General features: G+C 42.0%; 18 protein-coding genes. 5 read left to right on the top strand and 13 right to left on the bottom strand.

The window, feature by feature from the left end; all coding sequences use genetic code 11:
• Positions 1 to 90: 90 nt before the first annotated feature.
• The 9 genes from V7S75_RS01585 to V7S75_RS01545 form a co-directional block, all read right to left on the bottom strand.
• A complete protein-coding gene (locus V7S75_RS01585; RefSeq protein ID WP_459510938.1) occupies positions 91 to 561 on the bottom strand; it encodes a UpxY family transcription antiterminator in 471 nt (156 codons plus the stop codon).
• Position 562: 1 nt separating this feature from the next.
• Complete coding sequence (locus V7S75_RS01580) at positions 563 to 1,816, bottom strand: nucleotide sugar dehydrogenase (protein WP_459510937.1); 1,254 nt, start codon at positions 1,814 to 1,816, stop codon at positions 563 to 565.
• A 1-nt stretch (position 1,817) separates the two neighbouring features.
• Positions 1,818 to 2,894 carry a GDP-mannose 4,6-dehydratase gene (gene gmd / locus V7S75_RS01575; protein WP_459510936.1) on the bottom strand — a complete coding sequence of 359 codons (1,077 nt, stop codon included), beginning with the start codon at positions 2,892 to 2,894 and terminating at the stop codon, positions 1,818 to 1,820.
• A gap of 98 nt (positions 2,895 to 2,992) precedes the next feature.
• Complete coding sequence (locus V7S75_RS01570; protein WP_459510935.1) at positions 2,993 to 4,768, bottom strand: AMP-dependent synthetase/ligase; 1,776 nt, start codon at positions 4,766 to 4,768, stop codon at positions 2,993 to 2,995.
• 487 nt (positions 4,769 to 5,255) lie between these two features.
• Positions 5,256 to 6,866: an Ig-like domain-containing domain gene (locus V7S75_RS01565; RefSeq protein WP_459510934.1), complete on the bottom strand. Its 1,611-nt coding sequence runs from the start codon at positions 6,864 to 6,866 to the stop codon at positions 5,256 to 5,258.
• Between the two features lie 4 nt (positions 6,867 to 6,870).
• Complete coding sequence (locus V7S75_RS01560) at positions 6,871 to 7,755, bottom strand: class I SAM-dependent methyltransferase (protein WP_459510933.1); 885 nt, start codon at positions 7,753 to 7,755, stop codon at positions 6,871 to 6,873.
• Positions 7,756 to 7,757: 2 nt separating this feature from the next.
• Complete coding sequence (gene mnmG / locus V7S75_RS01555) at positions 7,758 to 9,617, bottom strand: tRNA uridine-5-carboxymethylaminomethyl(34) synthesis enzyme MnmG (protein WP_459511145.1); 1,860 nt, start codon at positions 9,615 to 9,617, stop codon at positions 7,758 to 7,760.
• A 32-nt stretch (positions 9,618 to 9,649) separates the two neighbouring features.
• The gene (gene ybeY / locus V7S75_RS01550; RefSeq protein WP_459510932.1) at positions 9,650 to 10,060 is read right to left on the bottom strand and encodes an rRNA maturation RNase YbeY; all 411 of its coding nucleotides are present in this window, start codon (positions 10,058 to 10,060) and stop codon (positions 9,650 to 9,652) included.
• A gap of 22 nt (positions 10,061 to 10,082) precedes the next feature.
• Entirely contained in the window at positions 10,083 to 10,436 is a 354-nt protein-coding gene (locus V7S75_RS01545) for a YraN family protein (protein WP_459510931.1), read from the bottom strand.
• A 70-nt stretch (positions 10,437 to 10,506) separates the two neighbouring features.
• On the opposite strand from V7S75_RS01545, the gene lipB reads away from it, so the two are divergent.
• Both lipB and V7S75_RS01535 read left to right on the top strand, forming a co-directional pair.
• Positions 10,507 to 11,256, top strand: coding sequence for a lipoyl(octanoyl) transferase LipB (gene lipB, locus V7S75_RS01540; protein WP_459510930.1), 750 nt, complete (start codon positions 10,507 to 10,509; stop codon positions 11,254 to 11,256).
• A complete protein-coding gene (locus V7S75_RS01535) occupies positions 11,246 to 11,959 on the top strand; it encodes a 3'-5' exonuclease (protein ID WP_459510929.1) in 714 nt (237 codons plus the stop codon). Before lipB ends, V7S75_RS01535 begins: the two co-directional genes overlap by 11 nt.
• On the opposite strand, the gene V7S75_RS01530 is transcribed toward V7S75_RS01535, so the two are convergent.
• The 3 genes from V7S75_RS01530 to V7S75_RS01520 are packed head-to-tail and all read right to left on the bottom strand — an operon-like array spanning position 11,954 to position 15,107.
• Complete coding sequence (locus V7S75_RS01530; protein WP_459510928.1) at positions 11,954 to 12,589, bottom strand: PglD-related sugar-binding protein; 636 nt, start codon at positions 12,587 to 12,589, stop codon at positions 11,954 to 11,956. The two genes, V7S75_RS01535 and V7S75_RS01530, sit on opposite strands and share 6 nt — an antisense overlap.
• Positions 12,590 to 12,592: 3 nt before the next feature.
• Entirely contained in the window at positions 12,593 to 13,777 is a 1,185-nt protein-coding gene (locus V7S75_RS01525; protein WP_459510927.1) for a M14 family zinc carboxypeptidase, read from the bottom strand.
• Between the two features lies 1 nt (position 13,778).
• Positions 13,779 to 15,107 (bottom strand): chloride channel protein, encoded by a 1,329-nt coding sequence (locus V7S75_RS01520; RefSeq protein WP_459510926.1) that lies wholly within the window; start codon positions 15,105 to 15,107, stop codon positions 13,779 to 13,781.
• Between V7S75_RS01520 and V7S75_RS01515 the strand changes: the two genes are divergently transcribed.
• The 3 genes from V7S75_RS01515 to V7S75_RS01505 are packed head-to-tail and all read left to right on the top strand — an operon-like array spanning position 15,108 to position 18,714.
• Positions 15,108 to 16,523, top strand: a complete 1,416-nt coding sequence (locus V7S75_RS01515) for a DEAD/DEAH box helicase (protein ID WP_459510925.1) — start codon at positions 15,108 to 15,110, stop codon at positions 16,521 to 16,523. It begins immediately after the preceding gene.
• A gap of 10 nt (positions 16,524 to 16,533) precedes the next feature.
• On the top strand, positions 16,534 to 17,217 hold the full coding sequence (locus tag V7S75_RS01510) for a tetratricopeptide repeat protein (RefSeq protein ID WP_459510924.1): 684 nt from the start codon (positions 16,534 to 16,536) through the stop codon (positions 17,215 to 17,217).
• A 6-nt stretch (positions 17,218 to 17,223) separates the two neighbouring features.
• On the top strand, positions 17,224 to 18,714 hold the full coding sequence (locus V7S75_RS01505) for a GH3 auxin-responsive promoter family protein (RefSeq protein ID WP_459510923.1): 1,491 nt from the start codon (positions 17,224 to 17,226) through the stop codon (positions 18,712 to 18,714).
• A gap of 271 nt (positions 18,715 to 18,985) precedes the next feature.
• Here V7S75_RS01505 and V7S75_RS01500 read toward each other — a convergent pair whose 3' ends face one another.
• Complete coding sequence (locus V7S75_RS01500; RefSeq protein ID WP_459510922.1) at positions 18,986 to 19,495, bottom strand: gamma carbonic anhydrase family protein; 510 nt, start codon at positions 19,493 to 19,495, stop codon at positions 18,986 to 18,988.
• Positions 19,496 to 19,498: the final 3 nt, after the last annotated feature.

The raw sequence follows: 19,498 nt of genomic DNA, 5'->3' as shown, positions 1-19,498 counted from the left end.
GTAGAGACGCGATACCTCGCGTCTTTCTTATATTGCCAGGCATTAGTTCGGGGAACAGACGCGAAGTATCGCGTCTCTACAATACGGATATTACTCCACCCTAGCCACCAATTCAAACCCCAAGGAATCTATCCGTAATCGCACTTCATGCCGATTTTTAATCCCCATAACTTCCGCCTTTTGGCCTTTCAAGGCACCCGCATCAATCGTGATAAAATCACCCACTTGAAGCGTATTTCCAAAAACCTCGACGGCCGCATGCTCCGATAAAAATTGCTGAATCGCCAGAATCTCATCGTCTTGAATGACGGCTGGCTTTTGTAACCAATAGACAAAATTGACAACGCCCAGGGTCCGACGAACCGTTGCGCTCTGTTTTTCTAAATCAATGTTGACAAAAACGTATGAACGAAAAAGAGGCTCCTCGGTGACTTTTCGTCGGTCCGACCACTGTTTTTCGCGCTTATTTACGGGACAATAGGCTTCAATTCCTGCCTCTTTTAGACGCATGGCCACTTTTTTCTCTGTGCGAGATTTCGTGTAAACCGCATACCAAGCCATCTTATAATCGAGCGTCTACGATGGATTTATCTAAAATTGATTTGATATCAAAAAGCACCCCATCTTTGGCTTTTAATTCGCCGAAGGCGAGATCCAAAAATTCCCGGTGCGCCACCGTTAACACAATGGCATCATAGGCCTGACCTAATTCCGTAACAAGACTAATTCCATGCTCATGCTTTACCTCTTTGGCATTCGCCCAAGGATCATACACATCAACATCCATACCGAAATCAACCAACTCTTTGTAAATATCAACTACACGCGAATTTCGAATATCTGGACAGTTTTCTTTGAACGTGATGCCCAACATTAAGGTTTTGGCACCGCCGATTTTCTTCCCTTTTTGAATGAGTAATTTGACCAATTTATTGGCAACAAAAATTCCCATGTTGTCATTCACTCGTCGGCCGGATAGAATAACCTGCGGATAATAGCCCAAACTCTCCGATTTATGCAATAAATAGTATGGATCGACCCCAATACAGTGGCCACCTACTAAACCGGGCTTAAAATTCAAGAAATTCCATTTGGTTCCCGCAGCTTCTAATACCTCAGTTGTATCAATACCCATCCGATCAAAAATCAAGGAAAGCTCATTGACAAAGGAAATATTGACATCGCGTTGGGCATTTTCAATCGCCTTACTCGCCTCGGCAACTTTTAACGATGAGGCCTTGTGCGTCCCTGCGACGATAATCGATTTGTATAATTGATCCACCCATTCCGCGATTTCCGGCGTAGAACCTGATGTAACTTTTTTGATCTTCGTTAACGTGTTGACCTTATCTCCTGGATTAATTCGCTCAGGCGAATAACCACAGAAAAAATCCTGATTAAAGACCAATCCCGAGTGTTTTTCCAACACCGGCACACAATCTTCTTCTGTGCAACCTGGATAAACCGTGGATTCATAAATCACCACGTCACCTTTTTTCAAGACCTTTCCGATCATCTCAGATGCCTTTAACAAAGGACTCAAATCGGGCTTTTTGAAATGATCGATAGGCGTAGGAACCGTAACAATAAAGGTATTACAAGTCGCTAAATCTGCCACTTGTGAAGAAAAACGCAAGTTTTTCGATTCGGCTAATTGGGCAGCACTAACTTCTTGGGTGCGATCCACCCCCGACTTTAATTCATCAATACGCGAAGCGTCGATATCAAAACCCAAGGTTGGATAAATTTTTCCAAACTCCACAGCCAGCGGAAATCCCACATAGCCCAAACCTATTATCGCAATCGATGGATTCATCTTATTTGGTAAATAATTGTACGTCGGAAGCCATCATGTCTTTCACCAATGCCGGCAAATCATATTGCAATTTCCAACCTAATTTTTCCTTCGCTTTGGTAGGATCTCCGATCAACAATTCTACCTCTGTAGGACGGAAATATCGCGGATCGACAGCTACAACTTCTTTACCAATTTCCACTTGATACAAAGGATTGTTGCACGCGGCAATCGTTGCAATTTCATTCACGCCTTCACCCGAAAATTTAATTTCAATGCCCACCTCACTAAATGCCATGCGAATAAAATCACGAACGGTCGTTGTAATACCAGTTGCAATGACAAAGTCCTCCGGTTTTTCTTGTTGCAAAATCAACCACATTGCCTCAACATAATCTTTGGCATGTCCCCAGTCGCGTTTCGCATCTAAGTTTCCTAAATACAATTTATCTTGTTGGCCTAACGCAATCTGCGCCACACCTCGCGTAATTTTTCGCGTTACAAATGTTTCTCCACGTAAGGGTGACTCGTGATTGAACAAAATTCCATTCACTGCAAACATATCGTAAGCCTCACGGTAATTCACCGTAATCCAGTAGCCATATAATTTAGCAACCGCATACGGAGAACGTGGATAAAAAGGTGTTTTTTCCGACTGTGGAACCTCTTGTACTAAACCATATAATTCCGACGTAGACGCCTGATAAATCTTTGTTTTCTTCGTCATGCCCAACAAACGAACGGCCTCCAGAATACGTAAAGTCCCGATTCCGTCTACTTGCGCTGTATATTCCGGTTCGTCAAATGAAACTTTGACATGCGACATCGCACCTAGATTGTAAATTTCATCGGGTTGAACATCTTGAATGATGCGAATAATATTTGTTGAATCACTTAAATCACCGTAATGCAAATGGAAATTGGATGAATTAACGTGTGGATCTTCGTATAAATGGTCGATTCGTTGCGTATTGATCAAAGAACTTCTACGCTTAATTCCATGAACTACGTAGTTTTTACTCAACAACAATTCTGCCAAATAGGCTCCATCCTGACCCGTAATACCCGTAATTAAGGCAACTTTTTTATGCTGTGACATACATCCAATTTAATGACTCCTTGCGGAATATTTTTTCAAACCTCAAAATTACGAAAATTTAGCAGAGCACTAAAGCTAATTCGTGAAAACACATTGTTTTATTCATACAATGTCAAAATTGCTTTTTCATGTTTGGCATAAATAGCCTTGCGCTTCAACTTTAACGTTGGGGTAATTTCTCCATCTTGAACCGTAAACAAACGCGGCAATAATACGAATTTCTTCACCTGTTCATATTTCGCTACAGAACCCATCGTGGACATCACCTCTTCCTCCAGCTTCCGAATAACATCTTTATGTTGAATTAATTCTTCAGGACTTCCTACTGGAATACCATGTTGCTTGCACCAAACACCTAAAGCTGCAAATTCCGGAATAATTAATGCAGAAGGGAATTTTTGGCCTTCGCCGACCACCATGCATTGTTCGATAAACGCAGATTCTTTTAATTTATTTTCCACCAACTGCGGTGCAACATATTTACCACCCGAGGTTTTAAATATTTCCTTTTTGCGATCCGTGATTTTCAAATATTTGCCTTCCACCATTTCACCGATATCGCCTGTGTGGAACCAACCATCTTTATCAACAGCCTCAGCCGTCGCTTCTGGATTTTTGTAATAACCGACCATCACAGAATCCCCGCGTACACAAATTTCACCATCCTCCGCAATTTTCAATTCCATGCTATCCACTAAAGTTCCCACACATCCAATTCGGAAATCGGGAGGATTAACTTGAGATACCGAAATAACTGGCGAAGTCTCCGTCAACCCATATCCTTCACTAACTGGAACGCCAGCCGCCCAGAATACACGTGATAAACGAGGTTGTAAAGCTGCAGAACCTGAGGCAATCAAACGCACGTTTCCTCCTAAAGCCTCACGCCATTTACTAAAAATCAATTTCCGGTAAACTGCTAATTTGATGGAATCCATCAAACCCAATTTTACCATCGGGTCATATTGCAATCCAAACTCAATCGCGCCAAAAAATAATTTACGTTTGATACCCGTTAACTCATTGCCTTTGGCTAAAATTTTATCGTACACTTTTTCCAATAACCGTGGGACAGAAGCAAACATAGATGGCTTAACCTCTTTAATATTATCAGCGATAGTTTCCATGCTCTCCGCGTAATACACTGAAACTCCATAAGACATATACATGTAAATGTCCGTCCGCTCATAAATGTGACAAAGTGGTAAAAAGCTTAATGCTCGATCCGTCGCATGTAAATCAAAAAACTTCCCACGGATTAACGCTTTTACATTAGAAACAATGTTGTGATGGGTCAACATGACCCCTTTTGGCCGACCGGTTGTTCCCGACGTATATATCAAGGTTAATAGATCACTTGGTTTTACTGCGTCTTGCAAAGGTTTTAAAGGTGCTCGATCCTGACCAAAACCAGCATCTTTCACGTCAGTCCACATATCAGCCCCTTCAACAGGATCAAAAGTGTAGACCTTCTTTATCTTCCGATTTCCTTTGGAAGCCTCTTTTGCTTTTAGATATAATTCTTCTCCCTCCACAAACACATACTTCACTTCTGCATTCTCGAAAATGAATGCATAATCTTCCACAGTAATGGTTGGGTACATCGGCACCGAAACGGCACCAATCAATTGAATAGCAAAATCAACAAAATTCCATTCCGGCCGATTGCCCGATATGATGGCAATTTTATCTCCTGGTTTAATCTTCAAAGCCAAAAGTCCCAAAGCAAGATCTTGAATGATATCCAAGGTTTCTTCTGAACTATATTTTCGCCATTCGCCATTTCGCTTCAGGCAAAACAAGTCCGATTTATGAAGCTGATCGTAAATCGGCAGTAAATCAAATACACGGGTGAAATTTGAAAATTCAAGCATGATTGAGTTTGTTGATTATGAATATCAAAGTTAACAAATCAGCCTCTCGATTTGCACTTTTAAACGAATTTTTTGTACACAATAGTCTATTGTCCACAAGTTATCCACAATGCAAGGGGTATAAATATACTATTCTATCTTTTTTAACTATTTTTTTAATATAAAATGTCAATATAACATCAAAAACGATATACCCTGCCGGGGTCAAACGGTAGATTTTACTTTATCCACACATATAAATTAAAAAAAGAAAAACTTTTTAAAATCTTTTCTTTGTTTCTTTTTGTTGTTCTCTGTGGATATGTGGATAAGTCAGAATTTGATTTGTAATATGCTATTAATCAATAAGATGATAATTTTAAATAACGTATCAACTTGTGGATAAGATTTCCGTATTGCGTGGATAAGTGTGGACTTATGCACATTTTCCACAGGGTATGAAATTTTATCCACATTCGTCCACAGGTATTGTGGATAAAATGGGTGTTTATTGAGTACTTATCAACACATCACTGATCTGGAAGTTGGCCTTCAATTTGATCTTGCCGGGGAAGAAATAAATTGACTCTGGCTTTTCTTTTGTTTTAAAGTTGCCTAAATCCCAAAGTCCATTTCCATTGCGATCCTCGATGGCACGTAATTCATATAAACCAGGTTCCACGTGTGGAAAATGGAATGTGTTTTCACCTGTTTGTTGGTATGCCAAAACATTCGTATCCGATTTGATCAACTGAAATACATGTTTGCCTTTAGGTGTATTGATACTCCCTGAAATACTTCCATAATTTTCTAAATCTTGAAATTCAAATGCTTGTGTAAATGTTTGTGAGGAATCTTTTTCCACACTGATGAAAGCATGCTTTGCAAATTTCAATTCGAAACGATTACGCAATGGCAAATAAGCTTTTTGAATGCTCAATTCATTGACAAAGCTATTCCAGTTGTAGGCCTCATCCGGTAATTGAATTTCTTCATCGGGACCTGTTACGAACGAGATTGCTTTCGTATTTATCAAAGCGATCGGTTTTTGAAATTTGATCACAATCGAATCTTCTGGACTTAACAAATGATTACTTGCCGGAAATACTTCCATACGTAAAGGTGTATTGACAACTTTTTCTTTCTTATTAGGTTCTCTGAATTTTAGCTTCAAAGCTAATGTTGTCACCCGATTCAGTGAATCCGTTACAATAGCTGATATACGTACTGTGTCTTGATGTTCCACGTTTCCCACATAGAAACGTAGGTTGCGATTAGCTTCGATTTGGTAAGCTAAATTCTTTGGCTGGATCTCAATTGCCTTAACACCCCTCGACAATTCATATAAAACTGTTTTAGCCGTGCTTGTCGTTTTGCTAATTTTCAAGGGGTCTTGATTTTGCAAAGCAATTTTAAAATCCTGCGTTTGGTTTTTCTTTAAATCAATAAAGTTTTGGGTGATGAAATCTACCGGTTCCTTATTTGAATTATAAACCAAATTATTGTTGATGTCATTAAATGCCGCCATATAATATTTACCAGCTGCAATGTTCTCTATTTGGTAATTTCCGGAGGTATCTGTTTTCGTAAAATAGTACGGCTTTGCCTGATCGATGCGCAAGGTATCCGTGTAAGGATAGAGGCCTACCAAAATAGATTCTAGCTTTTTATTTGTCTCCAAATGTTTTACCTGGCCGCTGATTTGTAAAGAATCAATATCGGATCCCGTACTGAAAACGAGTTTGATGTTTTTGCCTTTATTGCGCTCCGACATATCTTCAATCGCGTTTCGGAAATTGAAGGTATAGGTCGTGTTTTTGTGTAGCGCAGAATCCAATAGTAAAGTTACGCCCGTAGGTCGGATACGTGTTTCATAGGTTCCCACATTCGGAGTGATCAACAATTCTTGATTCAAACTACGAATCGATACATATTCATTGAAATTCAATTCGATTTTCTTTCCGGTATAATTTTTGCTTTTGTTTAGCGGAATACTCGTAACAATTTTGGGCGCTAAGGTATCTTTTTTTCCACCTGGAGGACTTGCCGTTTGTGCACAACGCTGAAACATGCTCAAGCTGATGAACAGGATAAATGTGACGAATGCGAGTTTTTGCACGAATTTAGGCATGTTCAAAAATATAGATATTACTCGAATAATTACCTGTTTTGAAATAGGCAATTAGGTTTGACCAAAGGCCGACGAAAAATGAAGCGATTAATTTCTTGCTTCCGGTTTTGTATTCGTGACTCAACAGGGCAATGTAAAAACTGTCGAAAATTTGCCCGTGTTGTTTGGCTAATTTAAATCCATGTTTTTTGGCAATTGACTGAATTGTTTCAGGATTGAAATGATAAATGTGTCGTGGAACATCATAGGCCGCCCAAAATTCTTTAAAATAATTCGCATCAAAAGATTTCGAATTGGGTAAGGCTAAAAGCAATTTACCCCCTGCATTAATGCGTTTTTTGAAGAACTCAAAATAGGCGTCGATTTCATACACATGTTCCAAAACATGCCACAAACTGATCAATTCAAATTGAGGTTCATCGGGGATGGCTTGTAAATGTGGGAATATGTTTTGACCCGTTAATGCTGCTGCACGCGCTGCCGTTTCAGGATCGAGTTCCATGCCAAAGGTATTCCATCCAGCTAGCTGGCAAGCATGTAAAAAGTGTCCATTGCCACAACCGATATCCAATAGATTATTAGTCCCTTGTTGTTCGCCATTAATCAAATTTGTTTTTTGTTTCAAGGTTATTTTTCGAACCGCATGGTAAAGCTTATTGATGAATCCTTTTTGCGTATTGCTGTGGGAGATGTAATTCTCCGACTGGTAAAAATAGCCAGCTTGTTCTGCTTCCGGTCGTGGGTTTGTGAAGAGTAAATCACATGCTGCACAACGAACGATGTTGAAGGTATTTTTTGAAACGGTATAGTCTTTGGCTTGTAAATGTGTTGTCATTTCTGACGCACCGCATGCCGGACAGTTTTGTAATGTTTCCATAATTAACGACCCATAAATAAAAGTAAAATCGAAACGTCAGCGGCAGAAACCCCTGAGATGCGGCTCGCTTGACCAATGGTCTGTGGACGAATTGATTTAAGTTTAATGCGCGACTCAGTAGACAAGGTTTTGATTTTGTCATAATCGAAGTTCGCCGGAATCGCCAAATCTTCCATGCTCTTCATCTTGTTAACCATCAAACGCTCTTTCTCGATATAGCTTTCGTACTTGACAATAATTTCAACTTGCTCGAGCACTTCTTGTGAATAAGTCTCTTTAATACTTTGCCCAATTTCGTGTTGGAGAATTTGTTCAAAACTTAAGTCGGAGCGCTTCAATAAATTAATCAGCGGTGCCCCCTCCTTCAATGTTGCTGTACCTTGTTCTTGTAACCAATCGTTGATTTCCGCAGGCTTCACTTTCGTTGTTTGAATGGTTTCAATTAACGCAGCTACTTGTTCCTTTTTGTTCAGGTAAGTATCCAAACGTTCTTGCGTTGCCAATCCCAAGCCGAAGCCTTTTTCAGTTAAGCGCTCATCAGCATTATCTTGTCTTAGCAAGGTTCTAAACTCTGCGCGAGATGTAAACATGCGGTATGGTTCATCCGTACCTTTGTTGATTAAGTCGTCAATCAAAACGCCAATGTATGCCTCCGATCTCGATAAGGTAAAGGGTTCTTTTTGGTGTGCTTTTTGGTGCGCATTGATACCTGCCATTAATCCTTGGCAAGCAGCTTCCTCATAGCCTGTCGTTCCGTTAATTTGTCCGGCAAAGAATAAACCCGAAAGACGCTTTGTTTCCAAGGTCGCATTCAATTGCGTCGGCGGGAAATAGTCGTATTCGATCGCATAACCTGGTCGGAACATTTTCGCATTTTCAAATCCTGGGATCAAGCGGATGGCTTCGAATTGAATGTCTTCCGGAAGCGATGTTGAAAATCCATTCACATAAATTTCAACGGTATTCCACCCTTCCGGCTCAACGAAAATTTGATGGGAATCCTTATCCGCAAAGCGATTGATTTTATCTTCCACGGATGGACAATAGCGCGGCCCTAAGCCTTTGATTCTTCCTGCAAACATCGGACTGCGATCAAATCCTTTGCGAAGCACCTCGTGTACTTTTTCATTCGTATGTGTAATCCAACATGAGCGTTGCTCTTGGATTGGTGCCTTCGTTAGATAAGAAAATGAGCTTGGATTCTCATCCCCTTTTTGTTCTTCCATTTTCGAATAATCTAAACTCCGTCCATCCACACGCGGCGGGGTTCCTGTCTTCATCCGACCCGCTTCAAAGCCCAATTGAATTAATTGTTCTGTGATACCTCCAGCCATGGGCTCTGCCATTCTTCCTCCGCCAAAATGTTTTTCCCCAATATGGATTAAGCCATTCAAAAAGGTACCATTCGTTAGTACAACTGTAGGAGCAAAATACTGCATTCCCAATCGGGTGTTCACTCCTTTCACTTCGTCGTTTTCAACGATTAAGCCTTCCACAGAATCTTGCCAAAAATCAACATTGGCATTTTGTTCCAATGCCCAGCGCCATTCTTCTGCAAAACGCGCGCGGTCCGATTGGCATCTTGGCGACCACATCGCCGGCCCCTTCGAACGATTCAACATTCGAAACTGAATCATCGTTTTGTCGGAAATGATTCCCGACATCCCTCCTAGGGCATCTACTTCACGAACGATTTGACCCTTTGCCACACCCCCCATTGCCGGGTTGCAGGACATCTGAGCAATCGTTTGCATGTTCATCGTAATCAACAACACCTTTGAGCCCATTTGGGCTGCTGCATGCGCCGCCTCACAGCCTGCATGCCCCGCTCCTACTACGATTACGTCATATGAATTCTGCATCATCTTCATTTATGTTTCACGTGGAACACGTATTATCTTTTTGCCAAATAATAATTTTCTTTATTCGTCATCTGGTCTTTGTCGGCCTTCGCCTTGTCCTTATACCCACAAAGATGCAACAGGCCATGCACCATGACGCGTTGCAATTCGCTTTCTTCTGTCCCAAATTTTTGCGCATTTTCCAGGATGCGATCATAGGAAATAAAGATGTCTCCTTCGATGATTTTGGGGTCATCCGAATTGTCAAACGTCACGATGTCCGTGTAGGTATCGTGTTGCAAATAATTCTGGTTGATCTCCAATAAATAGCTGTCGGAGCAAAACACATAATTCAACTCTCCGATCTTTTTGTGCTCTTCTTTCGCAACCGCTTGCAGCCATTGCTTGTGCTTGATTTTGTCTTGCAGCTTAAAAGAAACGTCTTCTGTATGGAAACTGATCATATTCGGTTATTAAACCGCGAATTTACGAAAAAGCATCCTCGAAATGCTCGATTTTAACAGCTTGTGGAAAAAAAGTAATGGAAATCGTATCAAACTGTATTTCGCCATGCCATTTTTCTTCCATTTGAAAGCTTTCTGCCGCGTGGTGATAGCGCCGAATCTTGCCCTTTCCTATTTGTTCTTCCGGTTCCCCATAGCGCATCGAATGTTTCGATTTGATTTCAATGAAGAATAACCGTTGGCTTTTTTGTGCAACAATATCTACTTCCGCCTGGCCGCTTCGGTAGTTTTTGTCACGGATATAATAACCCTTTTTTCGTAAATAATCAGTTGCTAGATATTCCGCCTTTTTACCAAGCCTTAAATGTTTCGCCATTCTTGTATATTTGTCTTCCCAAAAGAACTGGTTTCTTCTGGCCAGACCTAACAGTTACTTGATAATCTCGATGCCAAATAAAAATGTCCAATTTGTTGATTTGGGGCTTGTGCCCTACAAGGAAACCTGGGATCTCCAAGAGTCCTTGATGGCGCATACGGCCGGCATTAAATTGGCAAATCGGAATGTGGCTGAGGCGGACTTGAAGTCTACGCCCAACTTCCTTTTGTTTTGCGAACATCCGCATGTTTATACCCTGGGAAAGAGTGGAGACGAGTCTCATTTGTTGATGCAAGAGTCATTTTTGCATACCATTGGCGCTAGCTTTTTCAAGATTAATCGGGGCGGAGATATTACTTACCATGGGCCGGGCCAACTGGTCGGCTACCCTATTTTTGACCTAGAAAACTTTTTTACGGATATTCATTTATATCTCCGCATGCTGGAAGAAGCTATCATGCGAACGTGTGCTCACTATGGTTTGATGGCTGGACGCATCGAAGGCTTGACGGGCGTGTGGATTGATCCAGAATCTGACAATCCACGAAAGATTTGTGCTTTTGGCGTGAAGGCTTCTCGCTGGATCAGCATGCATGGATTTGCCTTAAATGTGAATACTGACCTATCCTATTTCGGACATATTGTGCCGTGTGGCATTGCAACTAAAGGTGTAACTTCTTTACAGCAAGAGCTAGGCCAAACGATGGACTTGGACGAAGTTAAGAGCCTTGTTTTAGCGAATCTTCAAGCGCTTTTCTTATTTACACCCCAATATGTTTCACGTGAAACATTGCCTAAGCCAGAGACAAATGAACTTTAAAAACACGCTTTTTCTTGATATTGAAACCGTGTCTGGAAAATCGGATTTTTCCCAGATTTCTGAAAAGATGCAAGAGTTCTGGCTAAAAAAAGCGAAGAATTTGTACAATGTCGACGCCTTGAGCCTAGAAGACCTATATGCGGATCGCGCAGCATTGTTTGCTGAATTTGGTCGTGTAATTGTGATAGGAATGGGCTTTTTGTATGTCAATAAGGACCAGCAGCTCAGTATGAAGGTGAAAACCATTGCGCATCATGATGAGAAAGAGCTACTGAAGGAGTTTGGCGCATTTATAAATAAGACTTACAAGTCTAAGGAGTTGACGCTTGTGGCGCATAATGGGAAAGAGTTTGATTTTCCGTATTTGTGTAGAAGAATGTTGGCAAATAATCTTGAAATTCCCAAAGCCCTTCAAGTTCAGGGTAAAAAACCATGGGAAATCATTCACCAAGATACCATGGAAATGTGGCGATTTGGAGATCGAAAGAATTATACCTCCTTGGAGTTATTGGCTGAAATGATGGGAATTGAGGGCGCGAAATCAGATCTTTCGGGCGACCAAGTACATGATGTATACTATAAGGAAGGAAATTTGGCGCGGATTGAATCCTATTGCATGGAGGATGTGATTGTGGTGGCCCAACTCTATTTACGGTTTCATTTTATGAACCTAGTTGAGCCACACAACATACAAAAACTATAGTATTTTGGCAGGATTTCCGAAAGCACGTTTGCTTGCTGGAATATTTTCAATTACAACAGAGCCCGCTCCGATGGTTGCGCCCTTCCCTATTTTAATGCTGCCAACGATTGTTGAGTGAATTCCTACAAATGCATTTTTATCGATTTGTGCTTCTTTCCCGATAACTGAACCTGCGCCGATTTGACTAAATTCTTCAATACTTGCACCTGTTTCAATGATTGTTCCAGGTCCAATAATGACGTGATCTGCAATCTTCGTTTCTGCTCCTAGCACGACATTCGCGCCAATGAATATTCCATAAGCTAAGCTCTTCACATTGGCAATTTGCGCACTTGGATGTATCGCGTGAACCGGTTTTGTTTTGCGATCTTCTTCGATTAATTCGATCATTTTCTTACGCTCTGTTGGGTTTTCCAATGCCACAAATACGGCACATGACTTTCCAATTAAGCCCCAATAACTTTCATCTTCTGTGGTTCCCAATACAGGAATTTCACCGATCATGGTGTCTTTTTTCTTAAGGTCATCGTCCAGAAAACCATAGATTACGACGTTATTTTGTTGGAATATGTGTGCAACTTCAAGGGCAAATGGATTTACTCCAATAATGATTACGGGTAATGATGTCATATGTTATTTTATTTTGGCTGTAAAAGTACGTAAATCAAAAGAGGTTTCGCCTCCTTTTGTAAAGATCAAATCACTTATTTCTTGTCCTAATTGTATTGGTTGAACAAATTCCCATTGGCTCGCATCTTGTGTATTTAATGCATGCATGTAAGCAAGGTCTCCTATTTCTTCGACTGTCCAAGTGTAATTTATTTGTGTCTGTCCACTTGCCGTTTCTTTCAAGTTTAGACCAATGTCTGCTCTAATTTTTCCTGTTGATTCTAATGGTGCTTGTGTCAGTTTTATATCGAATATTTGGCGTTCGTTCGTCGCTAAAGCTTCATAGGTTTCGATGCTTTCTTGTTGGTATGTACCCGTAGCAATACTGTAAAAGGCATCTAATAAAATCGCTGCATTGAGTAGGCGCAAAGATTGTTTTTCCAAGTCCCAGCCTGCGCCCCCCGACTCAAGTAATAGTAATCCGAAACCTCTTTTCTGAAAGTTGTCTCCGAATGCACGAGGATTAAATTCATCGGTCCATTTAGCTACTTTGTTGGGTATTTTTTCTTGTGTTAATCGCGTCAATCGATTGGCTAATTTTCCTGCGCGCATTCGTGAATCTGTCCAGGTGCCAGCCTCATCTCCAGCCGTTGCTAGGAAGGCAATGTGCGTTTGATTTGCCGAATTACCTACGGAGTATAATCGATTTTGATCGTGTAGATTAAAGGCAAATGTAGGTTGTATGCGGTCTGCCCAATCAGATAATAATCTCGCTTCAGGGCTATAACAATGTTGAGCATCGCGGTTCATATCTATTCCTAATGCTGTTTCACGAGTCCACCATGCTGCACCATCTGCGTTTAAGTAAGGTATGAATGAAATGCTTAGATTCTGATGCAATATTTCCCTGATTTCAATAAACCTCGAATCATTTGAGTTGATAAAGTTGAATATATCGCACAATGCCATGGTTGCCGTAGCTTCATCGCCATGCATTTGAGACCAGGCAATAATTTGAATGGGACCCTTGCCAAATTTTACCTCATGAATCGCTCTTTTTTCAAATGTTTCCCCAATTTTCGTTACCTGTAAATGAGGAGAATTAGTCCATTCTTGTATGAGTTCTTGCCATAAACTTTCGTCAAAACGACGCTGTTGAATTCGTGTTTCTTTGTACTGTGAATAGTTGTCGAAAAAGAAATGGTACATATTAAAAGGGGAGTTTGGGCATATAATTGGCCCATGTTTGTGATTTGAAAATTCCTTTATTCCCTGAGAAATAGATAACAATGCAGGTTACGATGAGGTAACAAAACCAAGTATCCATTCCGAAAAGTTCAACGCCCATGCACATCGCTGCAATGGGAGTTTTTGTTAATCCCATGTAAAGGCAGGTGAAGCCCAAGGCCGCTAAAAACGGACCTGGCAAATTGATTAGATCTGAAAAACTTGCCATGGCATGTGAGCCGATTAAAAATAAGGGCGTTGCTTCTCCCCCTTTATAACCGAGTCCAAGACTCAAGCATGTCGCGATGAGTTTTTGGAAAGCGAATGTTCCCGATTGAAAATTCTCTTCAAAGGGTCTTAGTAAATATTCGGAACCCAATCCGATGCTTTCTTGGAAAATGGGAAATTGAAATAGCGCGAGTAAAATGAGGCCCGCGAGAATCGCTTTTTGGTAGGCCTGTATGGGTAATTTATCAGAAGCAAAATAAATAATCGATTCTAAGCGCGAATAGAAGCGTGCAATGAGGGCTAAAAAAAGGCCTATAAGCGCTAATTTGGCCCAAAATACAGGTGAAATCTCAGGTAATAAAATGTGGGGATACAAAACGTGTTTTGTTCCATACACGTGGAGACTTACGAGATTTGCTGCAAAAGCGGTGGATAAGCATGCAAAAACTGAGCGAAAATGAATTTTGCCTACTTCTTTAATTTCGAGTCCGAATAAACATCCGGCCCAAGGTGTTCCGAAAATTGCCGCAAAGCCTGCACTCATTCCGGCGCGTAGCCAAATGGATTTTTCCTCCTGCGAAATATTGAATGGCTGAGTACTCGCATTTGCGATCGAGCCGCCCATGAATACTGCCGCCCCTTCCCTACCTACAGATGCTCCGACCAAATGACTTAGCCAGGTGCTGGCTAATGTATAGGGTGCCTGGAAAACAGAAGTATCCTGGGTGTCTCCTTGTAGCTGCTTGATGAGGTCGTTTGTCCCTAATGTGGTGAATGACCATTTGCGCATCCATACGAGTAATAAACCAACCAAAGGAAGTCCTAGTAAAAAATAAGTTTGTCGATTTTCTGCGATGAATTGCAAGCCCCAGAGGAAAAGTGATGCAACACTACCGCTGGCGAAGGAGATGATGGCCCATAATAGGAATCTAATGCCCCAAATTCGCATGATTAAGAGAATTTTTGTTTCAAAGGTAGGGAATTTTATTTTGCCTACCTTTGTCGTGGAATTGCGATTGGGCGCCGGCAGCGTTCGCGAACGGAATTCCGCGAAGGAAATTGTCCCTTCATCAAAATTAATCATATGACTGATTTTTCTTCGCTTGGTTTAAACCCTCAATTGTGTCGCGCCTGTGACGCTTTGGGCTATGTTACTCCAAGCCCCATACAAGAGAAGGCGATTCCTCTTATGTTGCAAGGACACGACGTCCTTGGCATCGCACAAACCGGCACGGGAAAAACGGCAGCCTATGCATTGCCTATATTAATGCGTTGTAAATACGCCCAAGGGAAAAATCCTCGCACCTTAATTTTAGCACCCACACGTGAGTTGGTCATGCAAATTCATGAAGTGATGGTTGGCTTAGCCGTCGAAACAGATTTACGAATTTTGGCATTATATGGCGGATTAGGACCCAAAACCCAAATTCAATCCTTAGAAGCGGGCGTTGATATTTTGGTTTCTACACCGGGTCGCTTTTTGGAATTATATCGCAAGGATGCGATTGTCGTTAAGGAATTAAAGATTTTGATTTTGGACGAAGCGGATAAAATGATGGATATGGGTTTCATGCCACAGATCCGCGAAATACTCGAGAAAATCCCTTATAAAAAGCGTCAAAACGGATTGTTTTCCGCGACTTTCCCTGAGAAAGTAGAGAACTTGTCGCATGAGTTTTTGGAGTTTCCTCAAAAAGTGGAAATTACACGACAAGCCACTCCGGCTAGTCAGGTGACCCAATTTGTTTATGAGGCACCGAATTTAAGTACGAAAATCAATGCTTTGGCCTATTTTCTTAAGCAAGATCGTTTTGAGCGTGTGATGGTTTTTTGTCGGAGTAAGGACGTTGCCAACCAGGTTGAAAAGTTCTTAATCCGCAAGGTTTTATCGGAAGACCAAGTGCGTGCGATTCACTCGAATAAAGGCCAAAATACGCGTATCAATGCCATGCAGCAGTTTCGCGAAGGCTTAATTCGGGTGTTGGTGACGACCGATGTGGCTGCACGCGGTATTGATATTCCCAAAGTTTCCCATGTCATCAACTTTGATGTTCCTTTGATTTACGAAGATTATGTCCACCGGATTGGTCGGACGGGTCGGGCGGATCAGGTAGGCGAGTCGATCACTTTTATTACCTTGGCTGAGCAATATCACTGGGCAAAGATTGAGGAAATAATTCAGCAAACGATTGAAATTCAAGACCTTCCGGCAGAAATCAATCGGGAGGAGACTCCTTTTGTGGAACAACAAGACATGTTACGTGCGGTCGATGATCAGCGGAAACGTGAAGATCCCGATTTTAAAGGCGCGTTCCACGAGAAAAAATGGGTGATCAAAGCGCGTGCGAGTGGCCAAAAGGTTCCTACGCGCAAAGCGGTGACAAAAACAGGCCCTAAAGGGGGTGCTGTTTCTACTCCGAAACCACCCCAACGGAATAATCGCCCAGGAAAAAACGCAAAATTTCGCCCAGGAGCACCATCATCTAAAAAGAAAAGGTAGATTTGCAGCGATGAAAGTACTACTAATGAGTTTGTTTATGTTCGTTGGAAGCCTAGCTTTGGCCCAACAAACAGCAGCGCCAAAAGAGGCAAAATATTTGCCACTATATGGTCAAAAGGCCTTATCCGCCAAAGACCAAAAGGAATTAACGCAATTCGTGGAGTCTTGTGATGCTAGTTTTGGGTCACGTAAAGAGGCCGTGGAATTCTTTTCTGAGCGCGCTTGGGAATTTGTCTCTTCGGGACATTTGGACACCGCAACGTATCGATTTAATCTAGTTCAAGCGCTTGATAATCAGGCTGTTGATTCTTATTGGGGATTAGGAGTGATTACTTTCCAACGACAAGATTTTCCAAAGGCCATTGAGTTTTTATCCAAAGGATTAGCATTAGACAGTACGCAAAGTATTCTTCGCGTGGACTTAGCGATTGTAAAATTGAGTTGTTATTTGAAGTCCATGGATTGTGGTACTTTGGATGAGACAGATGCATTATTACAGAGAGCTCTGTTGCAAACACCGAATTATGCGACAGCGTGGATGAAGCGGGCGCAAGTGGCCTATTTGCAGGAAAAATATGAAAACGCCTGGGCCTATTTACATGAATGTAGAAAGCTGGATATCACGCAGTTAGATTTAAATTTAGGACATAGTTTAGCGGAAAAATTGCCTGATCCGCAGGGCGTGTTTAAGTAAGTTACCATGGGAATTCGATCCTTTTTTGCAAAACCTTTTGCGCGTAAGGTGGTAAAAAAACACCAAAAGAGTCACGCGCAGGCGATTCAAATTCAGGAAAATTGGCTGAAGAATAACCTCAAAAAAGCGGAGCAGACCATCTTTGGTCAGGCCTATGAATTCGATAAAATCCGTAATTATTTAGAATATAAAATCCGTGTTCCCATCGCAGAATACGAGGATTTGAAGACCTACATCGATGAGATGGTTTTGGGTTCTCCCAATATTTTATGGCCGGGAAAGCCTGCCTATTTTGCCAAAACATCTGGCACGACTTCCGGTGCGAAATACATTCCGATTTCCAAAGAGTCGATGCCGTTTCACATTACGGGTGCACGCGACGCCTTGTTGCATTATGTGCACTATTCAGGTAATTCTGCATTTTTAGATCAAAAATTGATTTTTTTGTCGGGCTCTCCTGAGCTTGAGTCGAAGCATGGAATTCCGACAGGGCGCTTGTCGGGGATTGTCAATCATCACGTTCCTGGCTATTTGCGAAGTAATCAATTGCCATCTTATGAGACAAATTGCATCGAAGATTGGGAGGAGAAATTGGAGGCGATTGTGCAAGAAACCATCCAACAACGCATGGGGCTGATTTCAGGAATTCCGCCTTGGGTGCAGATGTATTTTGATCGGCTTGAGTCTTTATCTGGTCAAAAGATCGGTGATTTATTCCCTGATTTTCAATTGTTTGTCACGGGTGGGGTGAATTTTGAGCCTTATCGCCAGAAATTGATGGATTCGATTGGTCGGGAAATTGATGTCGTAGAGACCTATCCAGCTTCGGAGGGTTTTATCGCATTTCAGGACTCAACGGGCGAGGAGGGATTATTGTTGAATGTCGATGGGGGAATCTTCTTTGAGTTTGTGCCAACTGATACCTATTTCACGGCGACGCCAAAGCGTTTAATGCTTTCGGAGGTTCAATTGGGCGTGAATTATGCTTTATTGATGTCGACGAATGCGGGACTTTGGTCATATTCGATTGGAGATACGGTAAAGTTTGTGTCCCTGAATCCGTTTCGTATTGTGGTGACGGGTCGGATAAAGCACTTTATATCTGCATTTGGGGAGCATGTGATTGCGGAAGAGGCGGAGCGAGCGATGGCTGAGGCATTAAAGGCCTGTCCGGAAGCAAGTCTTGTTGAATTTACCTTAGCCCCGCAGGTAAATCCACCTACGGGTGAATTGCCTTACCATGAGTGGTTGGTCGAATTTGCTCAGGCACCGCAGGACCCTACGCGTTTTCAAGCCGTTTTAGAGGCATCTATGAACGCTCAAAACATCTATTACAAGGATTTGATTACCGGAAAGGTTTTGCAGCCGTTAAAACTCACGATTTTGAAGCCTAATGCTTTTATTGATTACATGAAATCGCAGGGGAAATTAGGGGGTCAAAATAAGGTTCCACGGTTGGCGAATGACCGGGTGATCGCGGATGGCTTAGGGAGGTAGGGGTGGCAGTGGACTGAAGTCAGTGGTCAGTCGTCAGTCCGGAGGGAAATAGTCCGGAGTGTAGAGACGCGATACTTCGCGTCTAAATCTTTTAAGTCGTCAGTCGCTAGTCATCAGTCCGGAGGGAAATAGTCCGTAGAGTAGAGACGCGATACCTCGCGTCTAAAACGTAAAAAAGACGCGAGGTATCGCGTCTCTACAACATTTTCCAACGGCGAACGACCACCATCCAACGACCACCGTCCAACGTCCAAAGTCTAACGTCCAATGTCTACTTCTGCCACCCCGCATATTCCAAATAATTCATCGCGGTTCGCATGAATACTTCTGCAGCTTCAGGGCTCACAGGCTTGAGTAATTTGGCTGGGTTTCCCGCAAAGATACTACCAGCAGGAACGCGGGTATTTTGGGTTACAACAGCACCTGCGGCGATGATGGATCCTGTTTCAATTAACGCACCGTCCATGATGATGGCACCCATGCCCACGAGGACATAATCCTCGATGGTACAACCATGAACGATGGCATTGTGTGCGATGGACACGTAATTCCCAATATGCGTTTCGGTTTTTTGGTAGGTGCAATGGATCACCGCACCGTCTTGAATGTTGCTGTAATTGCCTATGCGGATGCGATTCACATCCCCACGAACGACCGCATTATACCATACCGTGCAGTGTGTACCAAACGTCACATCACCTACGATGGTAGCGTTCGCTGCCTGCCAATTTTCTTCCCCAAATTGCGGCGAAATACCCTTTATTGGAACAATTAATGCCATTTT

Source organism: Aquirufa sp. TARAVU-A1A (assembly GCF_054558675.1).
This window is presented reverse-complemented; position numbering and strand designations above follow the sequence as displayed.

What these genes read in the sequence shown, in the direction of transcription:
- V7S75_RS01560 (WP_459510933.1), bottom strand. Translation starts at nt 7,755, where the DNA reads ATGGAAACATTACAAAACTGTCCGGCATGCGGTGCGTCAGAAATGACA.
- V7S75_RS01535 (WP_459510929.1), top strand. Translation starts at nt 11,246, where the DNA reads ATGAACTTTAAAAACACGCTTTTTCTTGATATTGAAACCGTGTCTGGA.
- V7S75_RS01580 (WP_459510937.1), bottom strand. Translation starts at nt 1,816, where the DNA reads ATGAATCCATCGATTGCGATAATAGGTTTGGGCTATGTGGGATTTCCG.
- lipB (WP_459510930.1), top strand. Translation starts at nt 10,507, where the DNA reads ATGCCAAATAAAAATGTCCAATTTGTTGATTTGGGGCTTGTGCCCTAC.
- V7S75_RS01530 (WP_459510928.1), bottom strand. Translation starts at nt 12,589, where the DNA reads ATGACATCATTACCCGTAATCATTATTGGAGTAAATCCATTTGCCCTT.
- ybeY (WP_459510932.1), bottom strand. Translation starts at nt 10,060, where the DNA reads ATGATCAGTTTCCATACAGAAGACGTTTCTTTTAAGCTGCAAGACAAA.
- V7S75_RS01545 (WP_459510931.1), bottom strand. Translation starts at nt 10,436, where the DNA reads ATGGCGAAACATTTAAGGCTTGGTAAAAAGGCGGAATATCTAGCAACT.
- gmd (WP_459510936.1), bottom strand. Translation starts at nt 2,894, where the DNA reads ATGTCACAGCATAAAAAAGTTGCCTTAATTACGGGTATTACGGGTCAG.
- mnmG (WP_459511145.1), bottom strand. Translation starts at nt 9,617, where the DNA reads ATGCAGAATTCATATGACGTAATCGTAGTAGGAGCGGGGCATGCAGGC.
- V7S75_RS01520 (WP_459510926.1), bottom strand. Translation starts at nt 15,107, where the DNA reads ATGATTAATTTTGATGAAGGGACAATTTCCTTCGCGGAATTCCGTTCG.
- V7S75_RS01500 (WP_459510922.1), bottom strand. Translation starts at nt 19,495, where the DNA reads ATGGCATTAATTGTTCCAATAAAGGGTATTTCGCCGCAATTTGGGGAA.
- V7S75_RS01570 (WP_459510935.1), bottom strand. Translation starts at nt 4,768, where the DNA reads ATGCTTGAATTTTCAAATTTCACCCGTGTATTTGATTTACTGCCGATT.
- V7S75_RS01515 (WP_459510925.1), top strand. Translation starts at nt 15,108, where the DNA reads ATGACTGATTTTTCTTCGCTTGGTTTAAACCCTCAATTGTGTCGCGCC.
- V7S75_RS01525 (WP_459510927.1), bottom strand. Translation starts at nt 13,777, where the DNA reads ATGTACCATTTCTTTTTCGACAACTATTCACAGTACAAAGAAACACGA.
- V7S75_RS01505 (WP_459510923.1), top strand. Translation starts at nt 17,224, where the DNA reads ATGGGAATTCGATCCTTTTTTGCAAAACCTTTTGCGCGTAAGGTGGTA.
- V7S75_RS01585 (WP_459510938.1), bottom strand. Translation starts at nt 561, where the DNA reads ATGGCTTGGTATGCGGTTTACACGAAATCTCGCACAGAGAAAAAAGTG.
- V7S75_RS01510 (WP_459510924.1), top strand. Translation starts at nt 16,534, where the DNA reads ATGAAAGTACTACTAATGAGTTTGTTTATGTTCGTTGGAAGCCTAGCT.